Below are 24,061 nucleotides of genomic sequence, written 5' to 3'. Positions count from 1 at the left end.
AGTAAAAGGAATCAAGTGTTCTGCCGTCTATGTTCCCTGCCCGTTGTTGGTTAGAACCTCTTCTTGAATGACTCCCAGGCAGGGGTGAGGCCGAGACCGTTCATGACGGATGCTCCAAACCGCTATGAGGCAATGATCGCGCGACTGGCCGCCGATCCCGGAATGGCCGGTGTGGTCAGGCCCGGATCGGGCGTGCTCGTCTGGGATCGGGCCGTGGAGCGGCTTCTCTGGGCGTCCCCGGCCGCCGAGGGGTTGCGGGAGGCCTTTGCCGACGCAAGCGGTTGCCTCGTCGCCGAGTTCAAGGCCCGGGAGCGCCTGAAGGAGCTCAGCGCAGGACTGGCTCCTCGGGAGGGCACACGCCTTGAGCGCCTGCGCCTCGATCCGGCCCGCCCCTGGCTGCCGGTGACCTGCGCCTGCCGCCTCGTCGGCCTGGGTGAGGGGGAGGTCGTGCTCGTCACCGCCCTTGTCGGTCCCGTCCCCAAATCTGCGTCACGCGCCCGCCTGGCTCCGACGGAAGGGGAGATCGCAGACGCACAGATGTCCGCCGCTGCCGAAATTGCATCTCCGCAGGACAAGCCGAGCGGGACGATCCGCTTCACCTGGCAGACTGACGCCTCCACGCGCTTCACCCATGTGTCGCCGGCACTGGCCCAAGCCGTTGGGCCCCGGTCGTCCAGTATCGTCGGGCTGACCTGGGATGAGGTCGTCCGCTCCGTTGCCGAGGATCCGGAAGGCATTGTCGCGGGGCTGTTCGCGCGCCGCGAGACCTGGAGCGGGTGCTCCCTCCTCTGGAAGGCCGACAGCCCGCTCCGGCAGGTGCCCGTCGAGTGGGCGGGCATGCCCGTCTTCGGTGCGCATCGCGAGCTGACGGGCTTCCGCGGCTTCGGCGTCCTGCGCCTTGACGAGGCCAGGGAACTGGCGTCTCCGGCGGACAGCCGGGAGGGTGCGGGCTCCGAAGCTTCGTCCCCGGACGACGATCAATGGTTCACCCATCTCCGCGACAAGGTCGCGGAGGCCCTGTCGGGCAACAGGCCTGACGAGGTTCCGGCGGAGCCCAGCGAAAGGCCCCGCCCTGCCGCTTCCTCAGGCCTGTCGCAGACGGAGCGCAACGCCTTCCGCGAGATCGCGCGGGCCCTGGGCGCCCGCTTCGAGGACGGAGGCTCGCCGCAGCGCGAGCCTTCCCCTGAAGGGGCAACGCCGGAGCAGGGAGTAGCTCCGCCGCTTCAGCCGGCCGAAATCTTCCATGGCGCTCCCGTGCTCGACCGCTTGCCGATCGGGATCCTGATCCATCGCGGCGACGCCATCCTCTTCGCCAACCGCTTTCTTCTCAATCTGGCGGGTTTCGAGGCTGTGGAGCAGGTGAGGGCGGCAGGCGGCCTCAAGCGCCTGTTCCGCGCCATGCCCGCTCCGGCAGAAGAGGATGTCCTGCTTACGCTCTCGACCCGGCAGGACGAGACCGTCCCCGTCAGCGCACGTCTCTCCTCCGCCGAGTGGAACGGCGAGCCGGCAAGCCTGATGATTGTGCGGAAGAGCCTCGGCTCTGACGCCGGACAGCGCCAGAGCGAGGGACGGATCCACGAACTCGAGGCCATTCTCGACACGGCGACCGACGGCGTCATCGTCCTCGACGAGACCGGGCGCATTCTCTCCCTCAACCGCTCCGCGGAGGCGCTCTTCGGCTATGATGAGCGGCAGGTGGTGGGAGATGCGATCACCGTGCTGCTCGCGCCCGAGAGCCACATGGTGGCGCTCGACTATCTCGATGGGCTACGCTCGCCGGGCATGGCGAGCCTGCTCAATGACGGGCGCGAGGTCCTCGGCCGGGTGCGCCAGGGCGGCACGATCCCGCTCTTCATGACCATGGGCCGGATGAACGACGGGCCCGGCCGCAAGTTCTGCGCCGTTCTGCGCGACATCACCTCCTTCAAGAAGGCGGAAGGCGAGCTTGTGGGCGCCAGGCGCGCGGCCGAGGAGGCGAGCGCGCAGAAATCGGACCTGCTGGCCAAGATCAGCCACGAGATCCGTACGCCGCTCAACGCCATCATCGGCTTTGCCGAGGTGATGCTGGAGGAGCGCTTCGGCCCCATCGGCAACGAGCGCTACAAGGAATATCTCAAGGACGTCCACGCCTCCGGTGCGCATGTCATCAGCCTCGTCAACGATCTTCTCGATCTCGCCAAGGTCGAGGCGGGGCGCCTGGAACTGTCCTTCATCGGCGTGAACCTCAACGATCTGGTCTCCTCCTGCGTCGCCCTGCTGCAGCCGCAGGCCGCGCGCGAACGGATCGTCATGCGCACGAGCTTTGCAGCCAAGCTGCCCCCCGTGATGGCCGACGAGCGCTCCATGCGCCAGATCGTGCTCAACCTCGTCTCCAACGCCATCAAGTTCACCGATGCGGGCGGGCAGGTCATCGTCTCGACGGCCCTGACCGACCGGGGCGAGGTCGCTTTCCGCGTGCGCGACACGGGCATCGGCATGACGGAGCAGGAGGTCGAGGCGGCGCTCGAACCCTTCCGCCAGATAGCCACCGCCCGCAGGCGCGGCGGCACGGGCCTCGGCCTGCCGCTCACCAAGGCGCTGGTGGAGGCGAACCGCGGCGCTCTTCAGATCGCAAGCCACCCGAACGAGGGCACCCTCGTCGAGGTCATCTTCCCGCCCACGCGGGTCCTGGCGGAATAATGCCGATCAAGGTCCGACGCGCCGAATTCTCCGACATGGAGGCCGTCGCCCGGCTGCATCGCCGCGTGCGTAACATTTCCCTGCCGTACCTGCCCGATCTCCATACGCCCGAGGAGGATCTGGCCTTCTTCGAGGAGAAGGTCTTTCCCAACAGCACCATGTGGCTCGCCGAGGAGGGCTACGAACTGATCGGCTTCGCGGCGGCAAGCCGGGACCAGCTCGATCATCTCTATGTCGACCCGGCTTGGCATGGACAGGGCGTGGGCTCGGCTCTTCTCTTCGTCATCAAGAAGGGACGCCGGCAGCTCGACCTCTGGACCTTCCAGGACAACCTGCAGGCGCGCCAGTTCTACGAGCGGCGCGGGTTCAAGCCCGTCGAGACCACCGACGGCTCGGGCAACCCGGAGCGGTTGCCGGATGTGCGCTACCGCTGGACGGGTGATTGATCCGTCACGAAGTGCTACTAGCTTCCGGGACACGACGTCGCCCTGCGAGACGAAGGATCGCTCATGTCCACCTATCGCCTCGACAAGATCTTCGCCCCCCGTTCCGTGGCCGTTGTGGGCGCGAGCCCCCGCCCTGGATCGCTCGGCTTGACCTTTCTGAGGAACCTCATGGAAGGGGGTTTCAAGGGCGCGATCTACCCGGTGAACCCGCACCATGACGAGATCGAGGGCAAACCCTGCTATCGCTCCCTCGCCAAGTTGCCGGAGACGCCCGATCTCGTCATCGTCGCCGTGCCGCCGAAAGGCGTGCTCGATGTGATCGAGGAGGCAGGGCGCAGGGGCGTCTCGGCCGCGATCATCGCCACAGCCGGGCTCGGCTATGGCGAGGGCTCCCTGTCCAACGAGGTGATGCGGGCCGCCCGCCGCAACGGCCTGCGCATTGTCGGTCCGAACTGCATCGGCGTGATCGCGCCACGCGCACGGATGAACGCAAGCTTCGCAGCTCACAGCGCCAAGCCCGGCGATCTCGCTCTCATCTCCCAGTCGGGAGCGGTGGCGGTGGGGCTCGTTGAATGGGCGGCGCAGCGGCAGGTCGGCTTCTCGGCCGTCGTCTCTCTCGGCGACAAGGTCGACGTCGATTTCAGCGATTGCCTCGATTACTTCTCCGCCGATGGATCGACCCGGGCGATCCTGCTCTACATCGAGTCCATCGGCAACGCGAAGAAGTTCATGTCGGCGGCGCGCGCTGCGGCGCGCACCAAGCCTGTTGTCGTGATCAAGGCCGGGCGGCATGCGCAGGGCGCGCGCGCGGCAGCGACCCATACGGGCGCGCTCGCCGGGTCCGATGCGGTCTATGACGCTGTCTTCCGCCGTGCGGGCCTCCTGCGCGTGCTCGATCTCGACCAGCTCTTCGCCGCTGCCGAAACCCTCGGCCGGCAGAAGCCCTTTCCCGGCAACCGCCTCGCGGTTCTCACCAATGGCGGCGGCGTCGGCGTGCTGGCCATCGACCGGCTCATCGATCTCGGCGGAACCCTCGCCACGATCTCCGAGGAGACGCGGGAGAAGCTCAATGCCATCCTGCCGCCGACATGGTCCAAGGCCAATCCCATCGACATCATCGGCGATGCCGATCCCGCCCGCTATGCGGGAGCGCTGGAGGCGCTGCTCGCAGACCGTGAGAACGATGCGGTCCTCATTCTCAATGTACCGACAGCCGTCGCATCGGCATCCGAGGTCGCACAGGCTGTCACGGACGTGATCAAGCGCGACCGCGCGAATGGGCTGCGGCAGAAGCCCGTCTTCGCTTCCTGGATCGGCGAGGACCCGGATTCGGCCCGCATCTTCGAAGAGGCCCGCATCCCGCATTTCGCCACTGAGGCAGATGCCGTGCGCGGCTTCCTCCAGCTCGTGCGCTACCGCGAGGCGCAGACCGAATTGATGGAAACGCCGGACAGCCTGCCGCACGACTTTGCGCCGGATACGGTGGCGGCCCAGGCGATCGTCACAGGGGTGCTGGCGCAGAACCGCCGCTGGCTCGATCCGCTCGAGGTCAATGCGCTGCTGCGGGCCTACGACATTCCCGCGGCACCCGTGATCCTCGCGAAAACGCCGGAGGAGGCGGCCGAGGCCGCACGGCCCATCCTTGCGGAGGGCTCGACCGTGGCGGTGAAAATTCTCTCGCCTGACATAGTGCACAAATCCGATATCGGCGGGGTGATGCTCGACCTCACCACGGAGGAGGCGGTTCGCAAGGCCGCCGCCGATATCTTCGAACGGGCGGCGCGCCTCAAACCCGAAGCCTCGGTGACCGGCGTCACCGTGCAGCCGATGGTGCGGCGGACGAAAGCCCGGGAGCTTATCATGGGCATCGCGGACGATGCCTCGTTCGGCCCCGTCGTTCTCTTCGGGCGCGGCGGCACCGCCGTTGAGGTCATCGACGACAAGGCGCTGGCGCTTCCGCCCCTCGACCTGAAGCTCGCCGCCGATCTCATCGCCCGCACCCGCGTGTCGCGCAGGCTGAAGGCCTATCGCGACGTGCCGGCGGCGGATGAGGGCGCGATTGCGCTCACGCTCGTGAAGCTCGCGCAGATGGCTGCTGATATCCCCGAGATCCGTGAGCTCGACATCAATCCGCTCCTCGCCGACCATACGGGCGTGATCGCGGTCGATGCGCGTGTGGCGGTTGCGCCCGAGACCCGCAAGGGCAGGGGGCATCCGCGCTTCGCGGTGCGGCCCTATCCCAAGGAATGGGAGCGCACGATTGCCCTGCGCAACGGGCGCAAGGCAGTCGTGCGTCCTGTGCGTCCCGAGGACGAGGAGGAGTTCCGGCGCTTCTTCGAGAGGATCACGCCGGAGGATCTGCGCCTTCGCTTCTTCGCGCCGGTGCGCGACTTCAGCCACACCTTCCTCGCGCGGCTGACGCAGCTCGATTACGCCCGCGCCATCGCCTTCGTCGCCTTCGGCGCCGACAGCGGCGAGATGATGGGGGCCGTGCGCCTGCACGCCGATGCGAACCACGAGACCGGGGAATACGGCATCCTCATGCGCTCGGACCTCAAGGGTCTTGGCCTTGGCTGGGAGCTGATGTGCCTAATGATCGAATGGGCGAAGGTGGAGGGCCTGCGCGAGATCGAAGGCCAGGTGCTGCGCGAGAACACCACGATGCTGGAGATGTGCCGCAATCTCGGCTTTTCCATCAGGGTCGATCCCGATGATCCGGAAGTTCGGGTCGTCACTCTGCCGGTTGCAAGCATCGACGAGCCGGGGCAGCTCACGCAGCGGCGCTGACAAAGAAAAAGGTCCGCATCATTGATGCGGGCCTCCGAGATGCTCTCGCAGCCTCATCCTTGGAGACGCCGCCTCGCGGCTCCTCACGATATGGCCTATGTGATTTTTAAACCTAGTGGCTCTCGGGCTTGCCAATGTGGCTCTGAGCGTAGAGCTCGACACCGAGCTGCTCCACGAGGTTGATCTGGGTCTCGAGGAAGTCGATATGCCCCTCCTCGTCGGCCATCAGCTCCTCGAACAGGTTCTTCGACACCCGGTCGCCGATGCTGTCGCAATAGGCGGCCGCCTCACCATAGAGATTGCGGGCGTCGTACTCGGCCGCGAGATCGGATTCGAGGATCTCCTGAATGTTCTGGCCGATGCGCAGCGGATCGAGCACCTGCAGGTTCGCAAAACCTTCGAGGAAGATGATGCGCTCGATGAAGCGGTCCGCGTGGTGCATCTCCTCGATGGATTCCTTGCGCCAGGTCTTGGCAAGCTCCTTATAGCCCCAGTCGTCCAGGAGCCGATAATGCAGCCAGTACTGGTTGACTGCCGTCAGCTCGCTGCGCAGGCCGCGATTGAGATACTCGATAACCTTTGGATCACCTTTCATCATACCCTCGTGTCGAAACGGCGCAAAACAGCGCCAAGTCCATCCCTGGACGGCAAATCCATCTTTAGAGGATTTATAAACTAGGGGGGAAGCCCCTTTGTTCAAAGGGTAGGTTCGGCGGCCGCTTTTTCCAGAGCTGCAGGGCAGCAACCCTTCTGGCAGACGGCGATGGCCCCCACGCCCGCATCGAGGAGGGCCTTGTCCATGATCTCGCGGATCGTCCGCGCGCACCGCCCGCAATTCGGGCTGCACCCGAGGCAGCGATAGACCTGGGCGGGGGTGCGCGGGCAATCGGGCCCCGGTTTGAGGCAGGCCTTCACGTCGCCGTCGGAGAGGATGTTGCAGGAGCAGACGATCATTGTTTTTCTAGTTTAGAACTATTAAAAACTACGTTTGATTTCAGTTATTTAGCTCAAATGCAGGACAACCGCCATAGGTTCTTGGCGCGCTCAGATGTCACGGTCTGTTGATGGGGATAATCAGTCCAGACGCTTGAAGAGGCCGGGATAGTCCAGAACGACCCCGTCCATGTCGACCGGCAGGTCGGCGGAGAAACCGCTCCCGGGGCTCTCGAAACCTTACAGGGAGCCGGGGATGAGGGCTGTATAAAGCTGGTCGGCCGCGGAAACCGTCAGGCTCGGCAGCTCGATGTAGCACAGGCGGATCTCGGTGCTCTCTCCGACCTGCCAGTCGAGGCGGCGGATCGGGAGCGTGTTGGTGAGCGGCGTCCCCTGGATATCCACATCAAGGCAGCCCTGCAGTTCTGGCAGGCTCTTCCCGTCCTCTGTCCAGTGGCCCTGGCCGTCGCTCTCCAGATGCAGGGCCTGACCTGAGGTCGTGCGGAGATCGACCTTCCGGGTCCGCCAGGAGCCGTCGATCCTCAGTCGGTAAGTCAGCCCGAACTTCGCATCGCCCTCGCGGCCGATCACGATGCCCGAGATGTCGAGCCCGCCATCCGCCGGGCGGATATCCACATGCTCCATCCCGGCCTCGCAGCCCTCCCAGGCCGACCAGCGGATGGTGCGGAAAATGAGTGTCCGAGAAGGCATGCCTTGGGGCCTCGCAGCCAGCGATGTTAGGCGGCGCGGATATTATGGCTCGGATAATGCTGCTGTCGACTCGGACTTTAATCCCTCACCACTACGATATGCAGCCGCCGTGGCCCGTGTGCGCCGAGCAGCAGGGTCTGCTCGATGTCGCCCGAGCGGGAGGGGCCGGTGATCCAGTTCACCGTGCGCGGCATACTCCCCTTGCCATAAGCGAAGCGGACCCGGTTCCAGACGGATTCGTAGTCGCTGGCGATGTCCTTGGCCGAGACTACGACGATGTGGTTGTCGGGGAGGAAATTGAGGGTGGAGGGGTTCTCGTGGCCTGAGACCAGCGCCACCGTGCCGGTCTCGGCCACGCCGCCGAAGGCATGGGTCACGGCGTTGAGGTCCGTACCCTCGCTCGGTCCGTGGGCGATTTCGAGCGTCGTCTCGGTCCAGGGCATGGCGGCAAGGCGCGGATCGTCGCCCATGCGCAGAGTTGCGGGCAGGTTGTGGTTGCGCAGGAAAAGCGCGATGGATTGCGGCACCTCCGTCGGGGAGGCGACTTCCGTCACTGTGGCAAGCGAGGCTTCGGCCATGGTCTTGAACAGGGCGATCCGCTCCTCGCCGGAGACCTGGCCGCGGGCGGGGACGATGCCCCGGGGCGCGCGCTCCAACCGCTCCGTCACGATCTGCCGCCGGATGGCCTCGTTGCCTTTGACGCCGAGGGATCGGCGGATACTGGCGAGAAAGTCGTCGCGGGCGCTCATGCCGTCTTATCCTTGCGCTCGCGCTGCCAGCGCGCCTGGAAAGTTTCGCCCTGCGGGGCCGGGAAGTCTCGATGCTTGGTCCAGCCTTTCGCCATCGGCAGCCAGGCGAAGCGTCCGTGGCGGCGTCCGGCGAGGCCCATGGCGCCCATGGCGGCGCGGGTCGCAAGGCGGTAAAGGGCGGGACGTTTGGCGAAGAAGCCCCAGAGGTTGAGCCCTGAACGCACCGTCGCCGGGGTCAGGTGCCGTTCGAATTCCCGCTCGCGCCAGTGACGCATGAGCTTCGGTAGCGGGATCCGCACCGGGCACACGCTTTCGCAGCGCCCGCAGAAGGTGGAGGCGTTTGGCAGGTGGCCCGCCTTGTCGACGCCGATGAGGGAGGGCGTGAGAACCGCGCCCATGGGGCCGGGATAAACCCAGCCGTAGGCGTGCCCGCCGACCGCATGATAGACCGGACAATGGTTCATGCAGGCGCCGCAGCGGATGCAGCGCAGCATCTCCTCGAAGCTCGTGCCGAGCATGGACGAGCGCCCGTTGTCGAGGATGACGACGTGGTAGTTCTCCGGTCCGTCCGCGTCCCCGGACCGGCGCGGCCCGGTCGAGAAGGTGGTGTAGACCGACAATTCCTGACCCGTGGCCGAGCGGGCGAGGACCCGCAGCAATTGGCTGACGTCTTCGAGCGTCGGAACCAGCTTCTCGATGGAGGCCAGCACGATGTGGGTCTTCGGCAGAATCTGGGTCAGGTCGCCGTTGCCTTCGTTCGTGACGATGATTGAGGTGCCGGTCTCGGCCACGAGGAAGTTCGCGCCGGTGATGCCCACATCCGCCGCGAGGAAGCGCTCACGCAGGACCGAGCGCGCCTCGGTCAGAAGCTGAACGGGCTCCGAGAGATCGCGCTTGGCGTCGAGGTGCCGGTGGACGCGGCGGAAATCCTGCTCCACCTGGGTCGCATTGAGGTGGACCGCCGGGGCGATAATGTGGCTCGGCATCTCATTGCGGAGCTGGATGATGTACTCGCCGAGATCGGTCTCCACGGGCCTGATGCCGTGGGCCTCCAGGTGGTGATTGATGCCGATCTCCTCCGAGATCATGGACTTGCCCTTGGTCACCGTCTTCGCGCCGGCCTCGCGGCAGATCCCCAGGATGATCTCGCGGGCGTCCTCGGCATTGCGGGCGAAATGGACATGCCCGCCGGACGCCGTCACCTTCTCCTCGTAGGCCTCAAGGTAGAGGTCGAGATGCTCCAGCGTATGATTCTTGATGTCCCGTGCGGAATCCCGCAGGGCCTCGAACTCGGGCAGGGCCTCGGCGGCCTTCTGGCGCTTGTCGATGAAGCCCTGCTTCACGTTACCCAGCGCCTTCTGCAGCTGGGCGTCGCCCAAGGCCCGCGTGGCGTTCTGCTTGAACTGGGGGGAGGTGGTGTGGACCGTCATCGGACCTCTTTCTCTCCGGCCCTTTCCCAAGCGGCGTAGGGCGGATGCACGTTCTTCATTTCGTCATAAAGCCAGACCATCCGGTCGCAAAACCACATCTTAGCAAACCAGGCGACGAGGCCGCCGGAAACGGTCGCGAGAAGGTTGTTCAGAATGGCCCCGGCCAAGGCCACGGCAAAGCCCAAGGCGGAGATCGCCGTCAGGAGATGCGCCGTGCGGGCGTGGTGGTCCGGAATGGGTACGGTCTTCCGGTTGAGCCAGACCCGCTCGCCGAAGGTTGCCTTGGCGCTCCAGGTGTCCGTCCGGCGGGGCGCCGGGAACAGGCGCGGGTTGAGCCACAGCCACAGGATTACGAGGGCGATGGGCACGAGCGCTCCGTTCCCGAGCCGGGTATGGCTCCAGATCGCCGTGAGCAGGAGGGGCAGGGATGCAACCCGCGTCCAAACGCTCCAGGGACTCGCATGGCGCTCCCAGGCCTGCTCGTCCATGTGGAAGAGCCTGGCAACCATCTGCCCGTAATCCGTCATGCAGAGCGGGGCTCCTTGGCAGTGCCGATGGGCGGTTCGTCGGTCATGCCTGCAAGGACCTCCGCCACGTGGCGCACTGCGATGGGCTTGCCCTCACGGCTGAGCCTGCCGGCCATGTTCATCAGGCAGCCGAGATCGCCTGCGAGAAGGGTCGGCGCCTGCGCCGCCTCGATGTTCTTGGCCTTGGCCTCGACGATGGCCCCGGAGATGTCGCTGTATTTCACCGCGAAGGTGCCGCCGAAGCCGCAGCAGACGTCGCTGTCGTTCATCTCGACAAGGGTCACACCGGGCATGCTGGCAAGAAGCTTGCGCGGCTGCGCCTTCACGCCGAGTTCCCGCAGACCCGAGCAGGAATCGTGATAGGTGACGGCTCCGTCGAAGGAGGCATTCACCGCCGTCACGCCCATCACATCGACCAGGAAACTCGTCAGCTCGTAGGTCTTGGCCGCCAGGGCATTGGCCTTGGGGAGCCAGTTCGGATCGTCCTCGAAAAGCTCCGGGTAGTGCTTCCGGACCATTCCGGCGCAGGAACCGGAGGGGGCGACCACGTACTCGAAGCCCCGAAATGCCTCAATCATCCGCTCCGCGAGATCCCGGGAGGTGCCCCGGTCACCGGAATTGTAGGCGGGCTGGCCACAGCAGGTCTGGACTGGAACCTCGACGCTGCAGCCCGCATCCTCCAGAAGCTTGACCGCGGCAAAGCCCACGGAGGGGCGCATCAGGTCGACGAGGCAGGTGATGAAGAGACCGACGCGGGGTTTCGCGCGCCGGCCCTCGCCCTGAGAGGGGAGGTCGCTCATTGAGACGCTTTCTGGCCCTGGGCATCGAACTGCTTCAGATAGGCGATCAGGTCGTTGATGCGCTTTTCGTCCTTGAGGCCTGCATAGATCATCTTGGTTCCGGGGATCTTGGCGCGCGGATTCTGGATGTATTCCCGGAAGGTCGCCTCATCCCAGGTAATTCCGGAATTCTTGTTGGCGGCGGAGTAGTTATAGCCCTCGACCGTGCCGGCCTGGCGGCCGAACAGGCCATTCAGGACAGGTCCGACGGCATTCTTGGCATTGGGGCCGACCTGGTGGCAGGCCCGGCACTGTGTGAACACCTTCTCACCGGCGGCGGCGTCCTGGGCTTGGGCCTGGCCAAACCCGAGGAGGAGCAGGGCGGCGGAAAGAACGAAGGAACGCATCAAAAACTCCTTTGCGCAAGCAGGCGTCGCATCTTAGAGAGATTCCACATAATTGGAAATTTCCCCTCAGAGCAGCTACCTTCCTGCGAAGCAGTCATGCTTTGAGTGCAGTCGCGATTCCCGAAGGGAGAGGTTTCATGACGATCGCGTTTCCAAAACCCGACGAGGCCGTTCTGGCGCGTCGGAGGGAGATCGTCGAGGGGCTGGGACGTCTCGTCGCCCCTGAGGCCCTCATCATCTCCGAGGACGAACGCCGGGCCTTCGAGACCGACGGCCTGACCGCCTATCGCCAGATGCCGCTGGCCGTCGTGCTGCCCTCATCCACCCAGGAGGTCTCGGCCATCCTGAGGTTCTGCAATGAGCGCGGGGTGAAGGTGGTGCCCCGCGGGGCAGGGACTTCGCTGTGCGGCGGGGCAATCCCTCAGGAAGACGCGATCGTCCTTGGCGTGGCCAAGATGAACCGGATCCTGGACCTCAACTTCGAGAACCGTACGGCTAAAGTTCAATCCGGCATCACCAATCTCGGCATCAGCCAAGCCGTATCCCATGAGGGCTTCTTCTATGCCCCCGACCCGTCGAGCCAGCTCGCCTGCACGATTGCGGGCAATATCGCCATGAATTCCGGCGGCGCCCACTGCCTGAAATACGGCGTCACGACGAACAACCTGCTCGGAGTCACGATGGTGCTCCTTGACGGTACCGTGGTGGAGATCGGCGGCGATCATCTCGACAGCGCCGGATACGATCTCCTCGGTCTTATCTGCGGCTCGGAGGGCCAGCTCGGAGTCGTGACGGAGGCGACTGTCCGGATCCTGCGCGCGGCGGAGGGGGCACGACCGGCCCTCCTCGGGTTCGAAAAGGTGGAGGATGCGGGCGCCTGCGTCGCAGCGATCATCGGGGCCGGCATCATTCCCGTTGCGCTTGAATACATGGACAAGCCCGCCATCCAGATCTGTGAGGCCTTTGCCCATGCGGGCTATCCGCTGGACGTGGAGGCCATGCTGATCATCGAGGTGGAGGGCTCGGACCAGGAGATCGACGATATGCTCCGCCGCATCGTCGCCATCGCCGAGCCGTTCAAGCCAAAGACCATGAAGGTCTCGCAGTCGGAGGCCGAGAGCGCCGCGATCTGGAAGGGCCGCAAATCCGCCTTCGGCGCAACGGGCCGCGTCGCCGATTATATCTGCATGGACGGCACCATTCCGACCGGACAATTGCCTCACGTCCTCAACCGCATCGACGAGATCGTGAAATCTTACGGGCTCGGCGTCGCCAACGTGTTCCATGCTGGCGACGGCAATCTGCATCCCCTCGTCATGTTCAACACCAATGTGCCGGGCGAGATGGAGAAGGCCGAGAAGGCGGGCGAGGACATTCTCAGGCTCTGCGTCGAGGTCGGCGGCTGCCTCACGGGCGAGCATGGCGTCGGCATCGAGAAGCGCGATCTCATGACCTACCAGTTCAACGCCGCCGATCTGGAGCAGCAGATGCGTGTGCGCGGCGTGTTCGATCCGCGCTGGCTTCTCAACCCCGCCAAGGTATTTCCGCTCGAAGGGAGACTCGCCGCGTGACGACCCATACCCCCCGCGACGAGCAGGACGCATCCACGATCATCAGCGAAGCCGCCTCCAAAGGAACCCTTCTGAGCCTAGCCGGCCAAGGCACCAAGGCCACGATGGGGCGTCCGAACCAGACCGACGCCTCGATCTCGTCCTCCGCGCTATCCGGCATCACCCTCTACGAACCGGCGGAACTTGTCATCTCCGCCCGCAGCGGCACGCCTGTCTCCGAGGTCGTGCGGACATTGGCAGCCAAGGGGCAGGAGCTTCCTTTCGAGCCCATGGATTATCGCCCGCTCCTCGGCGCAAGAGGCGAGCCGACCATCGGAGCGGTGGCGGCGATGAACATTTCGGGGCCGCGCCGGATCATGGCGGGCGCCGCCCGCGACAGCCTCATCGGCGTGCGCTTTGTCAACGGGCGCGGCGAGGCGGTGAAGTCGGGCGGGCGCGTGATGAAGAACGTCACCGGCCTCGATCTCGTAAAGCTCATGGCCGGATCCTGGGGAACGCTCGGCTTCCTGACCGAGGTCACCTTCAAGGTTCTGCCAAAGGCGGAGCGGATGGCAACCCTTGTGATCCGCGGACTCAAGGACAGCAAGGCCATCGACGCCCTGTCCCAGGCTCTCGGCTCTCCTTTCGACGTCACGGGCGCGGCCCATATCCCGGCCCGCGACCGGCAGGGGGCGAGCACCCTGATCCGCCTCGAGGGCTTTTCCGTCTCGGTCGACTACCGCCTCAATGAGCTGCGCCGTCTCCTCAAGCGCTTCGGGCCTTCAGATATTCTGGAAGGCAAGGGGGCCCAGGCGCTTTGGCAATCCGTGCGCGATGCGACGATCCTGACGGAACAGAACGACCGGGCGGTCTGGCGCGTCTCGACCGCGCCGACCAAGGGCCCGGATTTCACGGCCCGCGTGGCGCAGTCCCTCGACGCCCAATGGTTCTACGACTGGGGCGGGGGGCTTCTCTGGATCTCGACGCCGCTGGAGGGCGATGCGGGCGCGTCCGCTCTGCGCGAGGCGACACGAGAGTTCGGCGGTCACGCGACCCTGGTGCGCGCGCCTGCCGAAATCCGCTCGGCCGTTGACGTGTTCGAGCCGCAAGCGGATGCGCTGATGACGCTGACCCGCGGGATCAAGACGTCCTTCGACCCGAACGGGATTCTCAATCCCGGCCGGATGTATGCAGGAGTCTGAGGTGGCGGATTCCCTGGCTCTCGCTCCTCGTACCGGAAGATCGCGGAACGCACGCACGGTGCTCTATGCCGGTCTCGGTCTGGGGCTCATCGCATTCACCGCCGCTATCCTCTTCGGCATGGGCCGCCCGCTCATCTGTACCTGCGGCACGGTGGAGGTCTGGCACGGAACGGTCATGGATTCCGGGAACTCGCAGCACCTGACCGACTGGTACACGCCCTCCCGCGTCATCCACGGCTTCCTGTTCTACATGGGGGCCTGGATCGTCGGCCTGATCAGGGGCAAGGCGCTCCCCGTGGGCGTTGCGCTGCTGCTCGCCATCGGCGTCGAGGCCGCTTGGGAGATCGTCGAGAACACCGATGTGATCATCGACCGCTATCGTGCGACGAATATCGCCCTCGACTATTACGGAGACAGCGTCATCAATTCGGTTTCGGATATTCTCGCCATGATCGCAGGACTCTTCCTGGCTCGCATCTGGCCGGTCTGGCTGACGGTCGTGGTGGCGGTCGCGATGGAGTTGGTCGTCGGATACTGGATCCGGGACAATCTTATTCTGAACATCATCATGCTGATCCATCCCGTCGAGGCCATCAACCAGTGGCAGGCGGGAGCTTAAGAGAGAGCGATGCAAACCAACTTCACGCCCGATCAGCTGAGAGATCCCGCCATGGCGGCGTCGGAGAAGATCCTCCGGACCTGCGTCCATTGCGGCTTCTGCACGGCGACCTGCCCGACCTATCTGCTCCTCGGCGACGAACTCGATTCACCGCGCGGGCGCATCTATCTCATCAAGGACATGCTGGAGAGCGGCAAGCCCGCCTCGCCGGAGGTGGTCAAGCATATCGACCGCTGCCTCTCCTGCCTGTCCTGCATGACGACCTGTCCCTCCGGCGTGCACTATATGCACCTCGTCGACCACGCCCGCGCCTATATCGAGGCGACCTATACGCGGCCCTGGCACGACAGGCTCCTGCGGTCGGTGCTGGCCACCATCCTGCCCCATCCGGGCCGCTTCCGCTTCGCCATCGGGGCCGCGATGCTGGCCAAGCCCTTCAAGGGGCTCATCGGTGCGCTGCCGTTCCTCGGCACCCGTCTTTCGGCCATGATCGACCTCGCGCCTGCCCGGGTGCCGGCTCGCTCGCCCTTCGACACCCCCGGCACCTTCAAGGGGGAAGGCGAGCGCCGGGGGCGGGTCGCGATCCTGTCCGGCTGCGCCCAGCCGGTGCTGAAGCCCGGCTTCAACGAGGCGGCGATCCGTCTCCTCAACCGCCACGGCATCGAGGTCGTTCTTCCGAAAGGCGAGGGCTGCTGCGGCGCGCTCGTCCACCATATGGGCCGGGACGAGGAGAGCCATGCCTTCGCCAAGCGCAACATCGATGCCTGGATCGCCGAGCTGGACGGCGGGGGGCTGGACGCCATCATCATCACGGCATCGGGCTGCGGTACGACGATCAAGGATTACGGCTTCATGTTCCGGGAGGACCCGGATTATGCCGAGAAGGCCGCCCGCGTTTCCGCCATCGCCAAGGACGTCACCGAATACGTGACCACCCTGGACCTCATGGAGCCCGTGCGGGAGACGGATCTGGTGGTGGCCTACCATTCCGCCTGCTCGATGCAGCACGGGCAAGCCATCCGCACCGAGCCCAAGACCCTCCTCAAGAAGGTGGGCTTCACGGTCAAGGACGTCCCCGAAGGCCATATCTGCTGCGGTTCGGCGGGCACCTACAACCTGCTCCAGCCCGAGATCGCAGGGCAGCTCCGGGCCCGGAAGGTAGCGAATATCGAGCGCACCAAGCCGGATCTCATCGCAACCGGAAACATCGGCTGCATGACCCAGATCGGGAAGGGGACCCAGATTCCCATCGTCCACACGGTCGAGCTTCTCGATTGGGCCACCGGCGGCCCTATGCCGGAGGCTCTCGAGCAGGCTGGATTCCACAGCCGGCTCTCCCCGCCGTTAACCATAGCGGCAGAGTAGATCTGCTACACTGTAGCGCAACGAGATTCCATTTCCAACTGACGCAGGCCTAGGTTAAAAGAGGCTTAAACCTAGGAATTCGTGCGTAAGGGGGCGGCGCCATGTCGTCGGGTTGGACGTCTTTCAGAAACGTTTTCGGCAAGAAGCAGCAGGACGAGGTCCTGAGTGTCCTTCCCTCGAAGGGCGAAGCCGCTGAAGCCGCTCCTGTGTCGGTTCCGGCTCAGGCTCCTCAGGAGAAGGGCGAGCCTATCGTGGTCCGGGCGAACGGGGGCAAGCTCGATTCCGTCGGCCAGAAGAACGAACTGATCCGCGTCCGCTTCGCCAACATGATCGACCGGCTGGAGGAGATCCGCAGCCTCAAGGAGGATTTCGCCCTCCTCAGCGAGCCGGTGAACGACCTCATCCGCAATTATCCGCAGCTCCACTCCAGGCTTCTCGAGACCGAGGCGGTGCTCAAGCAGGAGTCCGAGACCACCACGGCTCTGCGCCGGGAGCTGGGCGATCTCAACACTGTCCATGCCCGGACGATAGACGACCTCTCCGCCACGGTCTCCCAGCTTCGCAAGGCCGAGGCCAAGGTCCGCGAGCAGGAATCCTATATCGAGGACCTGCGCCTCAATGTGAAGGACAAGGAGGCCATCGTCGCGGATCTCGAGAACCAGCTGGCCATCGAGACCGAGCGCGCCCGGAACATCACGGAAGAGAACCAGGCCCTTCGCCTGGAAGCCCAGGAAGCGGATCAGACGGTGGCCCGCGCCGAACGCGAGCTGATCGAGACCCGCGAGCGCAACGGCCTCCTGGACCATGAGGTCAAGCGCCTGCAGAAGGTGGCGGAGGAGCAGAATTACCGCCTTTCCAGCCTCGGCAACCGTTATGGCGAGCTGGAGACCCAGCTCGAGGCCACGCGCCAGCGCGCCTCCGAACTCGAGACCAAGCTCATGGCCGAACAGGTCCTGCGCCAGCGCCTCGAGACCCAGCTCGATTCCGAGCGCTCCGTGCACCAGACCGACCTCTCTGCGCTCGACATGAAGATCGAGGGTCTCAACTCGCGCCTTGCCGCAACCGACAAGATCCTGGCCCACACCCGCGACCAGCTGCGCGACAAGAACGAGGCCCTGCGCGGCATCGAGCGTTCCCTGAAAGAGACCACGATCGAGAAGAACACCCTGGAGCGCCGCCTGGAAGCGACCCAGCAGGAGGTCGAGCGCCAGGTCGCCATGGTCAACGAGCTCCAGCGCTCGCGCATCGAGCTGCAGGAGCGCGTGGAAATGCTCGGCAAGGCCATCGCCGCCAAGGACTTCCAGATCGAAAGCTCCGACAACAAGGTGGCGAGCCTTTCCGAGCGCATCGACCAGCTCACCAAGCGCTTCGAACAGGATCGCAGCACCCTGGAGGCCGCCAACCGCCGCCTCACGGAAGAGCTCCAGAACGAGAAGGCCGAGCGTTCCCTCGTCCAGGGCGCCCTCGAAATCGCCCGCGAAAGCCGCACCAAGATCCAGAAGAAATACGTGGCTCTCCGCAAGAAGACCCGCCTCGACACGCAGGAGGACGATCCGGCTCTCCTCGACGAGGAGGAGGCCGAGACCAATGTCCGGCCGCTCAAGTCGCCGGACGCCGAGTAAGGAAATTCGCTAAGAACCCCGCACATGCTGCGGGGTTTTTCTTTTGGAGTTGTATCGAAGCCGACCGGGCTTCAGACCTTTCCGGCCATTTCATCGAGGTACGGAGGATTCGCATCATGGCCCATCCCGCCATCGCGACGGACCGGGTTGCAGTCATCACGGGCGCGGCCAGCGGCATCGGTCTTGCCGCGGCGAAGCGGCTTGCGGGCTTAGGCATGAAGGTCTGTCTGGCGGACCTTCCCGGGGATGCGCTCCAGCGCGCTACGGCGGAAGTGGCGGAACTGGCCGGGGACGAGGGCAGGGTGCTCGCCGTCGAAACTGATGTCAGCCGTCGCGAGGATGTCGAGCGGCTGAGGGAGAGGGTCTATGCCGCCTTCGGTGAGGCCTCCCTGCTCATGAACAACGCCGGTACGGAGGGCGACGGACAGATCTTTGGCGACCCGGAGCGCTGGCGGGCGATCCTCGATACCAATCTCTGGGGTGTCATCCACGGCGTTCAGGTCTTCGCTCCCGCCATGATCGAACAGGGGAGACCCTGCGCCATCATCAATACGGGATCCAAGCAGGGCATCACCACCCCGCCCGGCGACACGGCTTACAATATCTCGAAGGCGGGCGTGAAAGTGGTGACGGAAGCCCTGGCCCATGAACTCCGCAACATTCCGGACTGCAGGATCTCTGCGCACCTGCTCGTTCCGGGTTTCGTCTTTACCGGCTTCACGAAGGCCAGAGGCGTGACCGAAAAGCCCGCAGGAGCCTGGGAGCCGGAACAGGTCATCGATTTCCTGTTGCCGGCGCTCGAGCGAGGCGATTTCTACGTTCTCTGCCCGGATAACGAAACGACGCGGGAGACGGACGAGAAGCGCATTCGCTGGGCGGCCGAAGATATCGTCCGCAACCGTGCGCCCCTGTCCCGCTGGCACCCCGACTACAAGGACGAATTCGCAAAGTTCCTGGCGGAATAGCTGCCGGGCAGGGGGATCCTCATGAGTTTCGATCCGACGATCTTCCGTCAGCACGTACGGAAGGTTCTCGACGGCCATGCCGCAGCCTTCGGCGTGCACGGCGCCAAGCATGCTGTGTTGAGACGCCAGATCGAAGCCGGGGAAGACATTCATTCCCGCCGCACCTTTCCTGGGCATGTCACTACCTCGGCCTTTATCCTCGATGAAGCGGGCGAAAGGATCCTCCTCATTCATCACCGCTCCCTCGGGCGCTGGCTGCAGCCGGGCGGGCATTATGAAGTGCCGGACACGCTGGAGGTATCCGCGTTGAGGGAAGCGGTCGAAGAAACCGGTGTGGAGGGGCTGAGCCTCGACCCATGGCACCAGGCATCCGGCCTGCCAATCGACATCGATACGCATGCCATTCCCGCGCGCCCCGAGCGGGATGAACCGGAGCACTGGCACCACGACTTCCGCTACATCCTGCGAGCGGAGGAGGGGCGCGCAATCCGGCCCGATCTTGCGGAGGTCCACAGGGCCGAGTGGCGCGGCCTTGCAAAACTCGAGGAGATCGCCCCGCTGGCTCTCCGGAATATACGCAAGCTTGGCTTGTGCGGCCCCTGACAATGGGCCATGCCGCGCTTACATGACGTCCTGACGGCCATGTCTGAAGGAGGCTTGCCATGAACGACCAGGAACGCGAGGTCATTTCCGATATCTTCCGACGGCTCGAGCAGGTGGCGAACCAACCGCGCGATCCGGAGGCCGAGCGCTTCATCGCCGAGAAGCTGCGCCAGCAGCCCTATGCGCCCTATGCCATGGCGCAGGCGGTCTTCGTTCAGGAGCAGGCTCTGGCCCGCCTCCAGGCCGAGAACGAGCAGATGCGCACCGAACTCGACCAGGTTCATCAGTCGCCGCAGCAGGGAGGCTTCCTCTCCAGCCTGTTCGGCGGCGGCTCGCGCCCGCCCGGACCCACCTATAATGCCCCGCCGGCCCATCAGGCTTCGCCCTGGGGCAATCCCGGCCGGCCGCCAATGCATCAGCAGTCCTACAGCGCGCCTCAAGGCGGCACGCGCGGCCCCTGGGGTGGCGCGATGCAGTCGCGTGGCGGCGGCTTCCTGCAGACGGCTCTCTCGACTGCAGCGGGCGTTGCGGGCGGCATGATGATCGCGAACGCCCTTACCCATGCTTTCGGCGGGGACGAGCAGGGCGCATCCGGCGTGCAGGCGGCGGCCAATGATCCGGGTGCGGTGGACCAGGGTGGCGAGCAGCATGCCGGGACCACGGATGCCCTCTATCAGGATCCGCAGAACGGACAGGACGACTTCTCCGACTTCGGTGGGGATGCCGGCGACGGCGGCGACTGGGCCTGATCCGCTTCGCCATTCGCGAGCGCCCGCCTCTCAGGCGGGCGTTTTCGTCTCAGTGCCCAGTTGTGCGGGAGAAAAGATTGATGACGAGGACACCCGCCAGGATCAGCGCCATGCCGATGATGGCGGGAATATCGAGCGACTGGCGATAGAAGAGCCAGCCCGCAAGGGCGATCAGAACGATGCCGATGCCCGACCAGAGCGCATAGGCGATCCCGACCGGAATGGTGCGCAGGGTCAGGGACAGGAAATAGAACGCCAGACTATACCCGACGATGACGACAAGCGACGGCCAGAGGCGTGAGAAGCCGTCGGCGGCCTTCAGGGCCGAGGTCGCTACGACCTCGCAGATGATGGCGGCGAAGAGATAAGCATAAGGCATAGGCAGGCGAGGCTCGCGCGGTAAGAGATCGTAGGCTTACAGCAGATCGTTGCAGCTGTGTGAGTCGCCCGCCCGAAATAGACATGGCCGGGATCGCCCGGCCATGTCCCGTGATAGGAAGAGGATAGGGCCGTCAGATCACGACGACCTTGGAGCCGACCTTTACGCGCTTGTAGAGGTCGATCACGTCGGCGTTGAGCATCCGGATGCAGCCGGAGGAGACGGCCTGTCCGATGGTGTGCGGCTCGTTGGTGCCATGGATGCGGTAGAGCGAGGAGCCGAGATAAAGGGCGCGGGCGCCGAGCGGGTTCTCGGGACCGCCTTCCATGTGGCGCGGCAGGTCGGGTCGGCGTTTGCGCATCTCTGCCGGCGGACGCCAGTCCGGCCATTCCCGCTTCATGGAAACGCGCTTGATGCCGGACCACTCGAACCCCGGACGACCCACGCCGATGCCGTAGCGCAGGGCGCGGCCTCCCTCCTGCACGAGATAGAGGAACTTGTCGTTCGTATCGACGACGATGGTGCCCGGCTTTTCCTTACTGCGATAGGCCACGATCTGGCGCTGGAATTGCGGTGCGATCGCATAGTGGATGCTGTTGTCGTAGGCGGGGCCGCTCTCATAGGATTGCGGCAGGGACGCCGTGGTGCGGACGTCCGTCCGGACAGCGCGCCGGGGCGTCCTGTTCCATCCGTCGGCGGTCGGGCCGTAGGGATAGGTGTATTCAGAAGAGATGTAGGTATTCCCGTAGTAATGCCCGTTCATGGCTATCGGCTGGGCGTTGCCTGCGGCCGGGACGAGGACGGCAAAAAGCATTGCGGTGCAAGGAATCCATGCGCGCATCGGAGTATCCTGTCGTGTGGTTTTGATTGTGCTTGATTAACGACAAGCACGGCATTTGTTTCCGCCAAGGTCGCTGAAAATTAGGATGAGCTTCCGGGTTTGTTTTCTGTCGACAGTTCCAAATGAAAACGTGAAGCTTTCGGGAAAGTACTGTAAGACCGGACAGCCTTCTCGGCTTCCATCCCGGTTGCCGGCTTTTCACATCGTCGTGACATCATGCAGTTCGGTCCTGCCCTGCGGGCTGCCGCGGGCATCGCGGTCCTGTCCATCATGGATGCGGTCATCAAGGGGATGTCCGCCTTCTACCCGACCTTCCAGGTTGCCTTCCTGCGCTTCGCCTGCGGCACGCTCATCGTGACCGGCGTCGTCGCCGTGATGCGGCCCGGCTGGCCGAGCCGGGAGACCGTGGTCGCGAACGCGTTCCGCTCCGTGATCGCCGTGGTGACGGCGGTCAGCTTCTTCTACGCGCTGGGCCAGTTGCCCCTGGCCGAGACCCTCGTCCTGTCGTTCCTCTCGCCCATGTTCATCGCCCTGTTCGGGCTCCTGATGCTGAAGGAGAGGGTGGATGCCCGCATCATCGGCGCCATCGCCATCGGCTTTGCGGGCACGCTGATCGTCGTCCTGGGCCAGACCGAGGAGGCGCAGTCGGCCCGGTCCTGGGCGGGCGTTGGCGCAGCTCTGCTGTCGGCGGTCACCTATGCCCTGAGCCTCGTCCTCCTGCGCCAGCGGGCGCAGCGGGACAAGTTCCTCCACATCGTCGTCTTCCAGAATGTCGGCCCGGCGCTGCTGGTGGCGCCTTTCGCGGTCTTCGTCTGGCAGCCGCTCGACCTGTGGCATCTCGCCTGGTTCCTGGTCATGGGGGTCTTAGGCTTTTCCGGCCACATGCTGATGGTGACGGCCTATGCCAAGGCCGAGGCTGCCCGGCTTGCGCCCCTGGAATACACCGCCCTGATCTGGGCGGTCCTGATCGGCTATGGGGTCTTCGCCGAAATCCCGACCTGGGCGACCCTCGGCGGCGGCATTCTTATCGTCGCGGCCGCCATGCTGACCTCCCGGCGCTAGGGGACTCCTAGGAGCCGCCGGTCGGGGTCGGTCATGAAACCACCACGACCCGCCGCTATGAGCCCCGACGCCCCTATTTAGGAGTGCCCGAACGGCAGCCCGCTTGACTCCCTGTGGGCATATGCCTATCTCGCCGCAAGCGTTAGCACTCGCTACAAGATAGTGCTAACAGCCGAGAGACCAGGGTGCCGCCAAAGGGGCTGCGCCAATAGTCAAAGGGGAAGCTTCATGAAGTTCCGTCCGCTGCACGACCGCGTTGTCGTCCGCCGCATCGACGCCGAAGAGAAGACGGCCGGCGGCATCATCATTCCGGACACCGCGAAGGAAAAGCCGCAAGAGGGCGAAATCGTCGCCGTCGGCCCCGGCGCCCGCGACGAGAGCGGCAAGGTGGTCGCCCTCGACGTGAAGGCCGGCGACCGCGTGCTCTTCGGCAAGTGGTCCGGCACCGAGGTGCGGATCGACGGCCAGGATCTCCTAATCATGAAGGAGAGCGACATCATGGGCGTGGTCGGAAAGTAAGTTCCGACCCGATCCCTTCGAAATTCTTCCAAGTCAACTGGAGGCTTAGCCCATGGCTGCCAAAGACGTTAAGTTTTCTTCCGAAGCTCGCGACAAGATGCTGCGCGGCGTCGACATCCTCGCCGATGCGGTGAAGGTCACCCTCGGTCCCAAGGGCCGCAACGTGGTGATCGAGAAAAGCTTCGGCGCTCCCCGCATCACCAAGGATGGCGTCACCGTCGCCAAGGAGATCGAACTCTCCGACAGGTTCGAGAACATGGGCGCCCAGATGGTGCGCGAGGTCGCCTCGAAGACCAACGACATCGCTGGTGACGGCACCACCACCGCGACGGTTCTGGCCCAGGCCATCGTCCGCGAGGGCGCCAAGGCGGTTGCCGCCGGCATGAACCCGATGGACCTCAAGCGCGGCATCGATCTTGCGACCGCTGAGGCCGTGAAGGACATCCAGGCCCGCGCCAAGAAGGTGAAGTCCTCCGACGAGGTTGCCCAGGTCGGCACCATTTCCGCCAACGGCGACGAGTTCATCGGCCGTGAAATCGCCAATGCGATGGCGAAGGTCGGCAACGAGGGCGTCATCACCGTCGAGGAAGCCAAGACCGCCGATACGGTCGTGGACATCGTCGAGGGCATGCAGTTCGACCGCGGCTATCTCTCGCCGTACTTCATCACCAATGCCGAGAAGATGGTGGCCGAGCTTGAGGACCCTTACATCCTCATCCACGAGAAGAAGCTCTCCTCGCTTCAGCCGATGCTCCCGATCCTCGAGGCTGTCGTTCAGACCGGCAAGCCGCTCCTGATCATCGCCGAGGACGTGGAGGGCGAGGCTCTCGCCACCCTCGTGGTCAACAAGCTGCGTGGCGGTCTGAAGATCGCCGCCGTCAAGGCTCCGGGCTTCGGCGACCGCCGCAAGGCCATGCTCGAGGACATCGCCGTTCTCACGGCCGGCCAGACGATCTCCGAAGACCTCGGCATCAAGCTCGAGACCGTTTCCCTCAACATGCTGGGCCGCGCCAAGCGCGTCCGCATCGAGAAGGAGAACACCACGATCATCGACGGCGCCGGCAAGAAGCCGGACATCGAGGCCCGCGTCCAGCAGATCAAGGCGCAGATCGAGGAGACCACCTCGGACTACGACCG

23 protein-coding genes and 1 pseudogene are annotated in these 24,061 nt (G+C 64.8%); 14 read left to right on the top strand and 10 right to left on the bottom strand.

Annotation, left to right across the window (positions count from 1 at the left end; genetic code table 11):
* Positions 1 to 102: 102 nt before the first annotated feature.
* From LG661_RS07385 to LG661_RS07375, 3 genes are all read left to right on the top strand, one after another.
* The gene (locus LG661_RS07385; protein WP_230531237.1) at positions 103 to 2,679 is read left to right on the top strand and encodes a PAS domain-containing sensor histidine kinase; all 2,577 of its coding nucleotides are present in this window, start codon (positions 103 to 105) and stop codon (positions 2,677 to 2,679) included.
* Positions 2,679 to 3,125, top strand: coding sequence for a GNAT family N-acetyltransferase (locus tag LG661_RS07380; RefSeq protein ID WP_230531236.1), 447 nt, complete (start codon positions 2,679 to 2,681; stop codon positions 3,123 to 3,125). Before LG661_RS07385 ends, LG661_RS07380 begins: the two co-directional genes overlap by 1 nt.
* A 63-nt stretch (positions 3,126 to 3,188) precedes the next feature.
* Positions 3,189 to 5,912 carry a bifunctional acetate--CoA ligase family protein/GNAT family N-acetyltransferase gene (locus tag LG661_RS07375; RefSeq protein WP_230531235.1) on the top strand — a complete coding sequence of 908 codons (2,724 nt, stop codon included), beginning with the start codon at positions 3,189 to 3,191 and terminating at the stop codon, positions 5,910 to 5,912.
* Between the two features lie 112 nt (positions 5,913 to 6,024).
* Here the strand turns inward: LG661_RS07375 and bfr are convergent, their stop codons facing one another.
* The 8 genes and pseudogenes from bfr to LG661_RS07335 form a co-directional block, all read right to left on the bottom strand.
* On the bottom strand, positions 6,025 to 6,507 hold the full coding sequence (gene bfr, locus LG661_RS07370) for a bacterioferritin (RefSeq protein WP_230531234.1): 483 nt from the start codon (positions 6,505 to 6,507) through the stop codon (positions 6,025 to 6,027).
* Positions 6,508 to 6,608: 101 nt separating this feature from the next.
* Positions 6,609 to 6,866 (bottom strand): (2Fe-2S)-binding protein, encoded by a 258-nt coding sequence (locus LG661_RS07365; protein WP_230531233.1) that lies wholly within the window; start codon positions 6,864 to 6,866, stop codon positions 6,609 to 6,611.
* A 120-nt stretch (positions 6,867 to 6,986) separates the two neighbouring features.
* Positions 6,987 to 7,556, bottom strand: a pseudogene (locus tag LG661_RS07360) (putative glycolipid-binding domain-containing protein).
* Between the two features lie 77 nt (positions 7,557 to 7,633).
* The gene (locus LG661_RS07355) at positions 7,634 to 8,305 is read right to left on the bottom strand and encodes a LutC/YkgG family protein (protein WP_230531232.1); all 672 of its coding nucleotides are present in this window, start codon (positions 8,303 to 8,305) and stop codon (positions 7,634 to 7,636) included.
* Complete coding sequence (locus tag LG661_RS07350) at positions 8,302 to 9,735, bottom strand: LutB/LldF family L-lactate oxidation iron-sulfur protein (protein ID WP_230531231.1); 1,434 nt, start codon at positions 9,733 to 9,735, stop codon at positions 8,302 to 8,304. Before LG661_RS07350 ends, LG661_RS07355 begins: the two co-directional genes overlap by 4 nt.
* Positions 9,732 to 10,262, bottom strand: a complete 531-nt coding sequence (locus tag LG661_RS07345; RefSeq protein ID WP_230531230.1) for a DUF6653 family protein — start codon at positions 10,260 to 10,262, stop codon at positions 9,732 to 9,734. Before LG661_RS07345 ends, LG661_RS07350 begins: the two co-directional genes overlap by 4 nt.
* Complete coding sequence (locus LG661_RS07340) at positions 10,259 to 11,062, bottom strand: (Fe-S)-binding protein (RefSeq protein WP_230531229.1); 804 nt, start codon at positions 11,060 to 11,062, stop codon at positions 10,259 to 10,261. Before LG661_RS07340 ends, LG661_RS07345 begins: the two co-directional genes overlap by 4 nt.
* Complete coding sequence (locus LG661_RS07335) at positions 11,059 to 11,448, bottom strand: c-type cytochrome (RefSeq protein ID WP_230531228.1); 390 nt, start codon at positions 11,446 to 11,448, stop codon at positions 11,059 to 11,061. The genes LG661_RS07340 and LG661_RS07335 overlap by 4 nt, the downstream gene beginning before the upstream one ends.
* 137 nt (positions 11,449 to 11,585) lie before the next feature.
* Here LG661_RS07335 and LG661_RS07330 point away from each other — a divergent pair, with 137 nt between their 5' ends.
* The 8 genes from LG661_RS07330 to LG661_RS07295 all read left to right on the top strand — a co-directional run bounded on the left by LG661_RS07330 (position 11,586) and on the right by LG661_RS07295 (position 20,123).
* Positions 11,586 to 13,019, top strand: a complete 1,434-nt coding sequence (locus tag LG661_RS07330; protein WP_230531227.1) for an FAD-linked oxidase C-terminal domain-containing protein — start codon at positions 11,586 to 11,588, stop codon at positions 13,017 to 13,019.
* Positions 13,016 to 14,200 carry a glycolate oxidase subunit GlcE gene (gene glcE / locus LG661_RS07325; protein WP_230531226.1) on the top strand — a complete coding sequence of 395 codons (1,185 nt, stop codon included), beginning with the start codon at positions 13,016 to 13,018 and terminating at the stop codon, positions 14,198 to 14,200. Before LG661_RS07330 ends, glcE begins: the two co-directional genes overlap by 4 nt.
* Positions 14,187 to 14,819 carry a DUF2585 domain-containing protein gene (locus LG661_RS07320; protein WP_407666673.1) on the top strand — a complete coding sequence of 211 codons (633 nt, stop codon included), beginning with the start codon at positions 14,187 to 14,189 and terminating at the stop codon, positions 14,817 to 14,819. Before glcE ends, LG661_RS07320 begins: the two co-directional genes overlap by 14 nt.
* A gap of 9 nt (positions 14,820 to 14,828) precedes the next feature.
* The gene (gene glcF, locus LG661_RS07315; protein WP_230531224.1) at positions 14,829 to 16,184 is read left to right on the top strand and encodes a glycolate oxidase subunit GlcF; all 1,356 of its coding nucleotides are present in this window, start codon (positions 14,829 to 14,831) and stop codon (positions 16,182 to 16,184) included.
* A 101-nt stretch (positions 16,185 to 16,285) separates the two neighbouring features.
* Entirely contained in the window at positions 16,286 to 17,806 is a 1,521-nt protein-coding gene (locus LG661_RS07310; protein WP_230531223.1) for a chromosome partitioning protein ParA, read from the top strand.
* A gap of 113 nt (positions 17,807 to 17,919) precedes the next feature.
* Positions 17,920 to 18,771 (top strand): SDR family NAD(P)-dependent oxidoreductase, encoded by an 852-nt coding sequence (locus LG661_RS07305; protein WP_230531348.1) that lies wholly within the window; start codon positions 17,920 to 17,922, stop codon positions 18,769 to 18,771.
* Between the two features lie 21 nt (positions 18,772 to 18,792).
* Positions 18,793 to 19,374, top strand: coding sequence for an NUDIX hydrolase (locus tag LG661_RS07300; protein WP_230531222.1), 582 nt, complete (start codon positions 18,793 to 18,795; stop codon positions 19,372 to 19,374).
* Positions 19,375 to 19,433: 59 nt separating this feature from the next.
* Entirely contained in the window at positions 19,434 to 20,123 is a 690-nt protein-coding gene (locus LG661_RS07295) for a DUF2076 domain-containing protein (protein WP_230531221.1), read from the top strand.
* A gap of 49 nt (positions 20,124 to 20,172) precedes the next feature.
* On the opposite strand, the gene LG661_RS07290 is transcribed toward LG661_RS07295, so the two are convergent.
* A complete protein-coding gene (locus tag LG661_RS07290) occupies positions 20,173 to 20,502 on the bottom strand; it encodes a DMT family transporter (RefSeq protein WP_230531220.1) in 330 nt (109 codons plus the stop codon).
* Between the two features lie 133 nt (positions 20,503 to 20,635).
* On the bottom strand, positions 20,636 to 21,316 hold the full coding sequence (locus LG661_RS07285; protein ID WP_230531219.1) for a L,D-transpeptidase: 681 nt from the start codon (positions 21,314 to 21,316) through the stop codon (positions 20,636 to 20,638).
* Between the two features lie 243 nt (positions 21,317 to 21,559).
* On the opposite strand from LG661_RS07285, the gene LG661_RS07280 reads away from it, so the two are divergent.
* The 3 genes from LG661_RS07280 to groL all read left to right on the top strand — a co-directional run.
* Positions 21,560 to 22,405 carry a DMT family transporter gene (locus LG661_RS07280; RefSeq protein ID WP_230531218.1) on the top strand — a complete coding sequence of 282 codons (846 nt, stop codon included), beginning with the start codon at positions 21,560 to 21,562 and terminating at the stop codon, positions 22,403 to 22,405.
* 228 nt (positions 22,406 to 22,633) lie between these two features.
* Positions 22,634 to 22,924 carry a co-chaperone GroES gene (groES, locus tag LG661_RS07275; protein ID WP_230531217.1) on the top strand — a complete coding sequence of 97 codons (291 nt, stop codon included), beginning with the start codon at positions 22,634 to 22,636 and terminating at the stop codon, positions 22,922 to 22,924.
* A gap of 52 nt (positions 22,925 to 22,976) precedes the next feature.
* Positions 22,977 to 24,061 (top strand): chaperonin GroEL (gene groL, locus LG661_RS07270; protein ID WP_230531216.1); only part of this gene is annotated, 1,085 nt, incomplete at its 3' end.

Origin of the sequence: Microvirga roseola (assembly GCF_020866965.1) — a bacterium.
Classification (GTDB): domain Bacteria; phylum Pseudomonadota; class Alphaproteobacteria; order Rhizobiales; family Beijerinckiaceae; genus Microvirga; species Microvirga roseola.
This window is presented reverse-complemented; position numbering and strand designations above follow the sequence as displayed.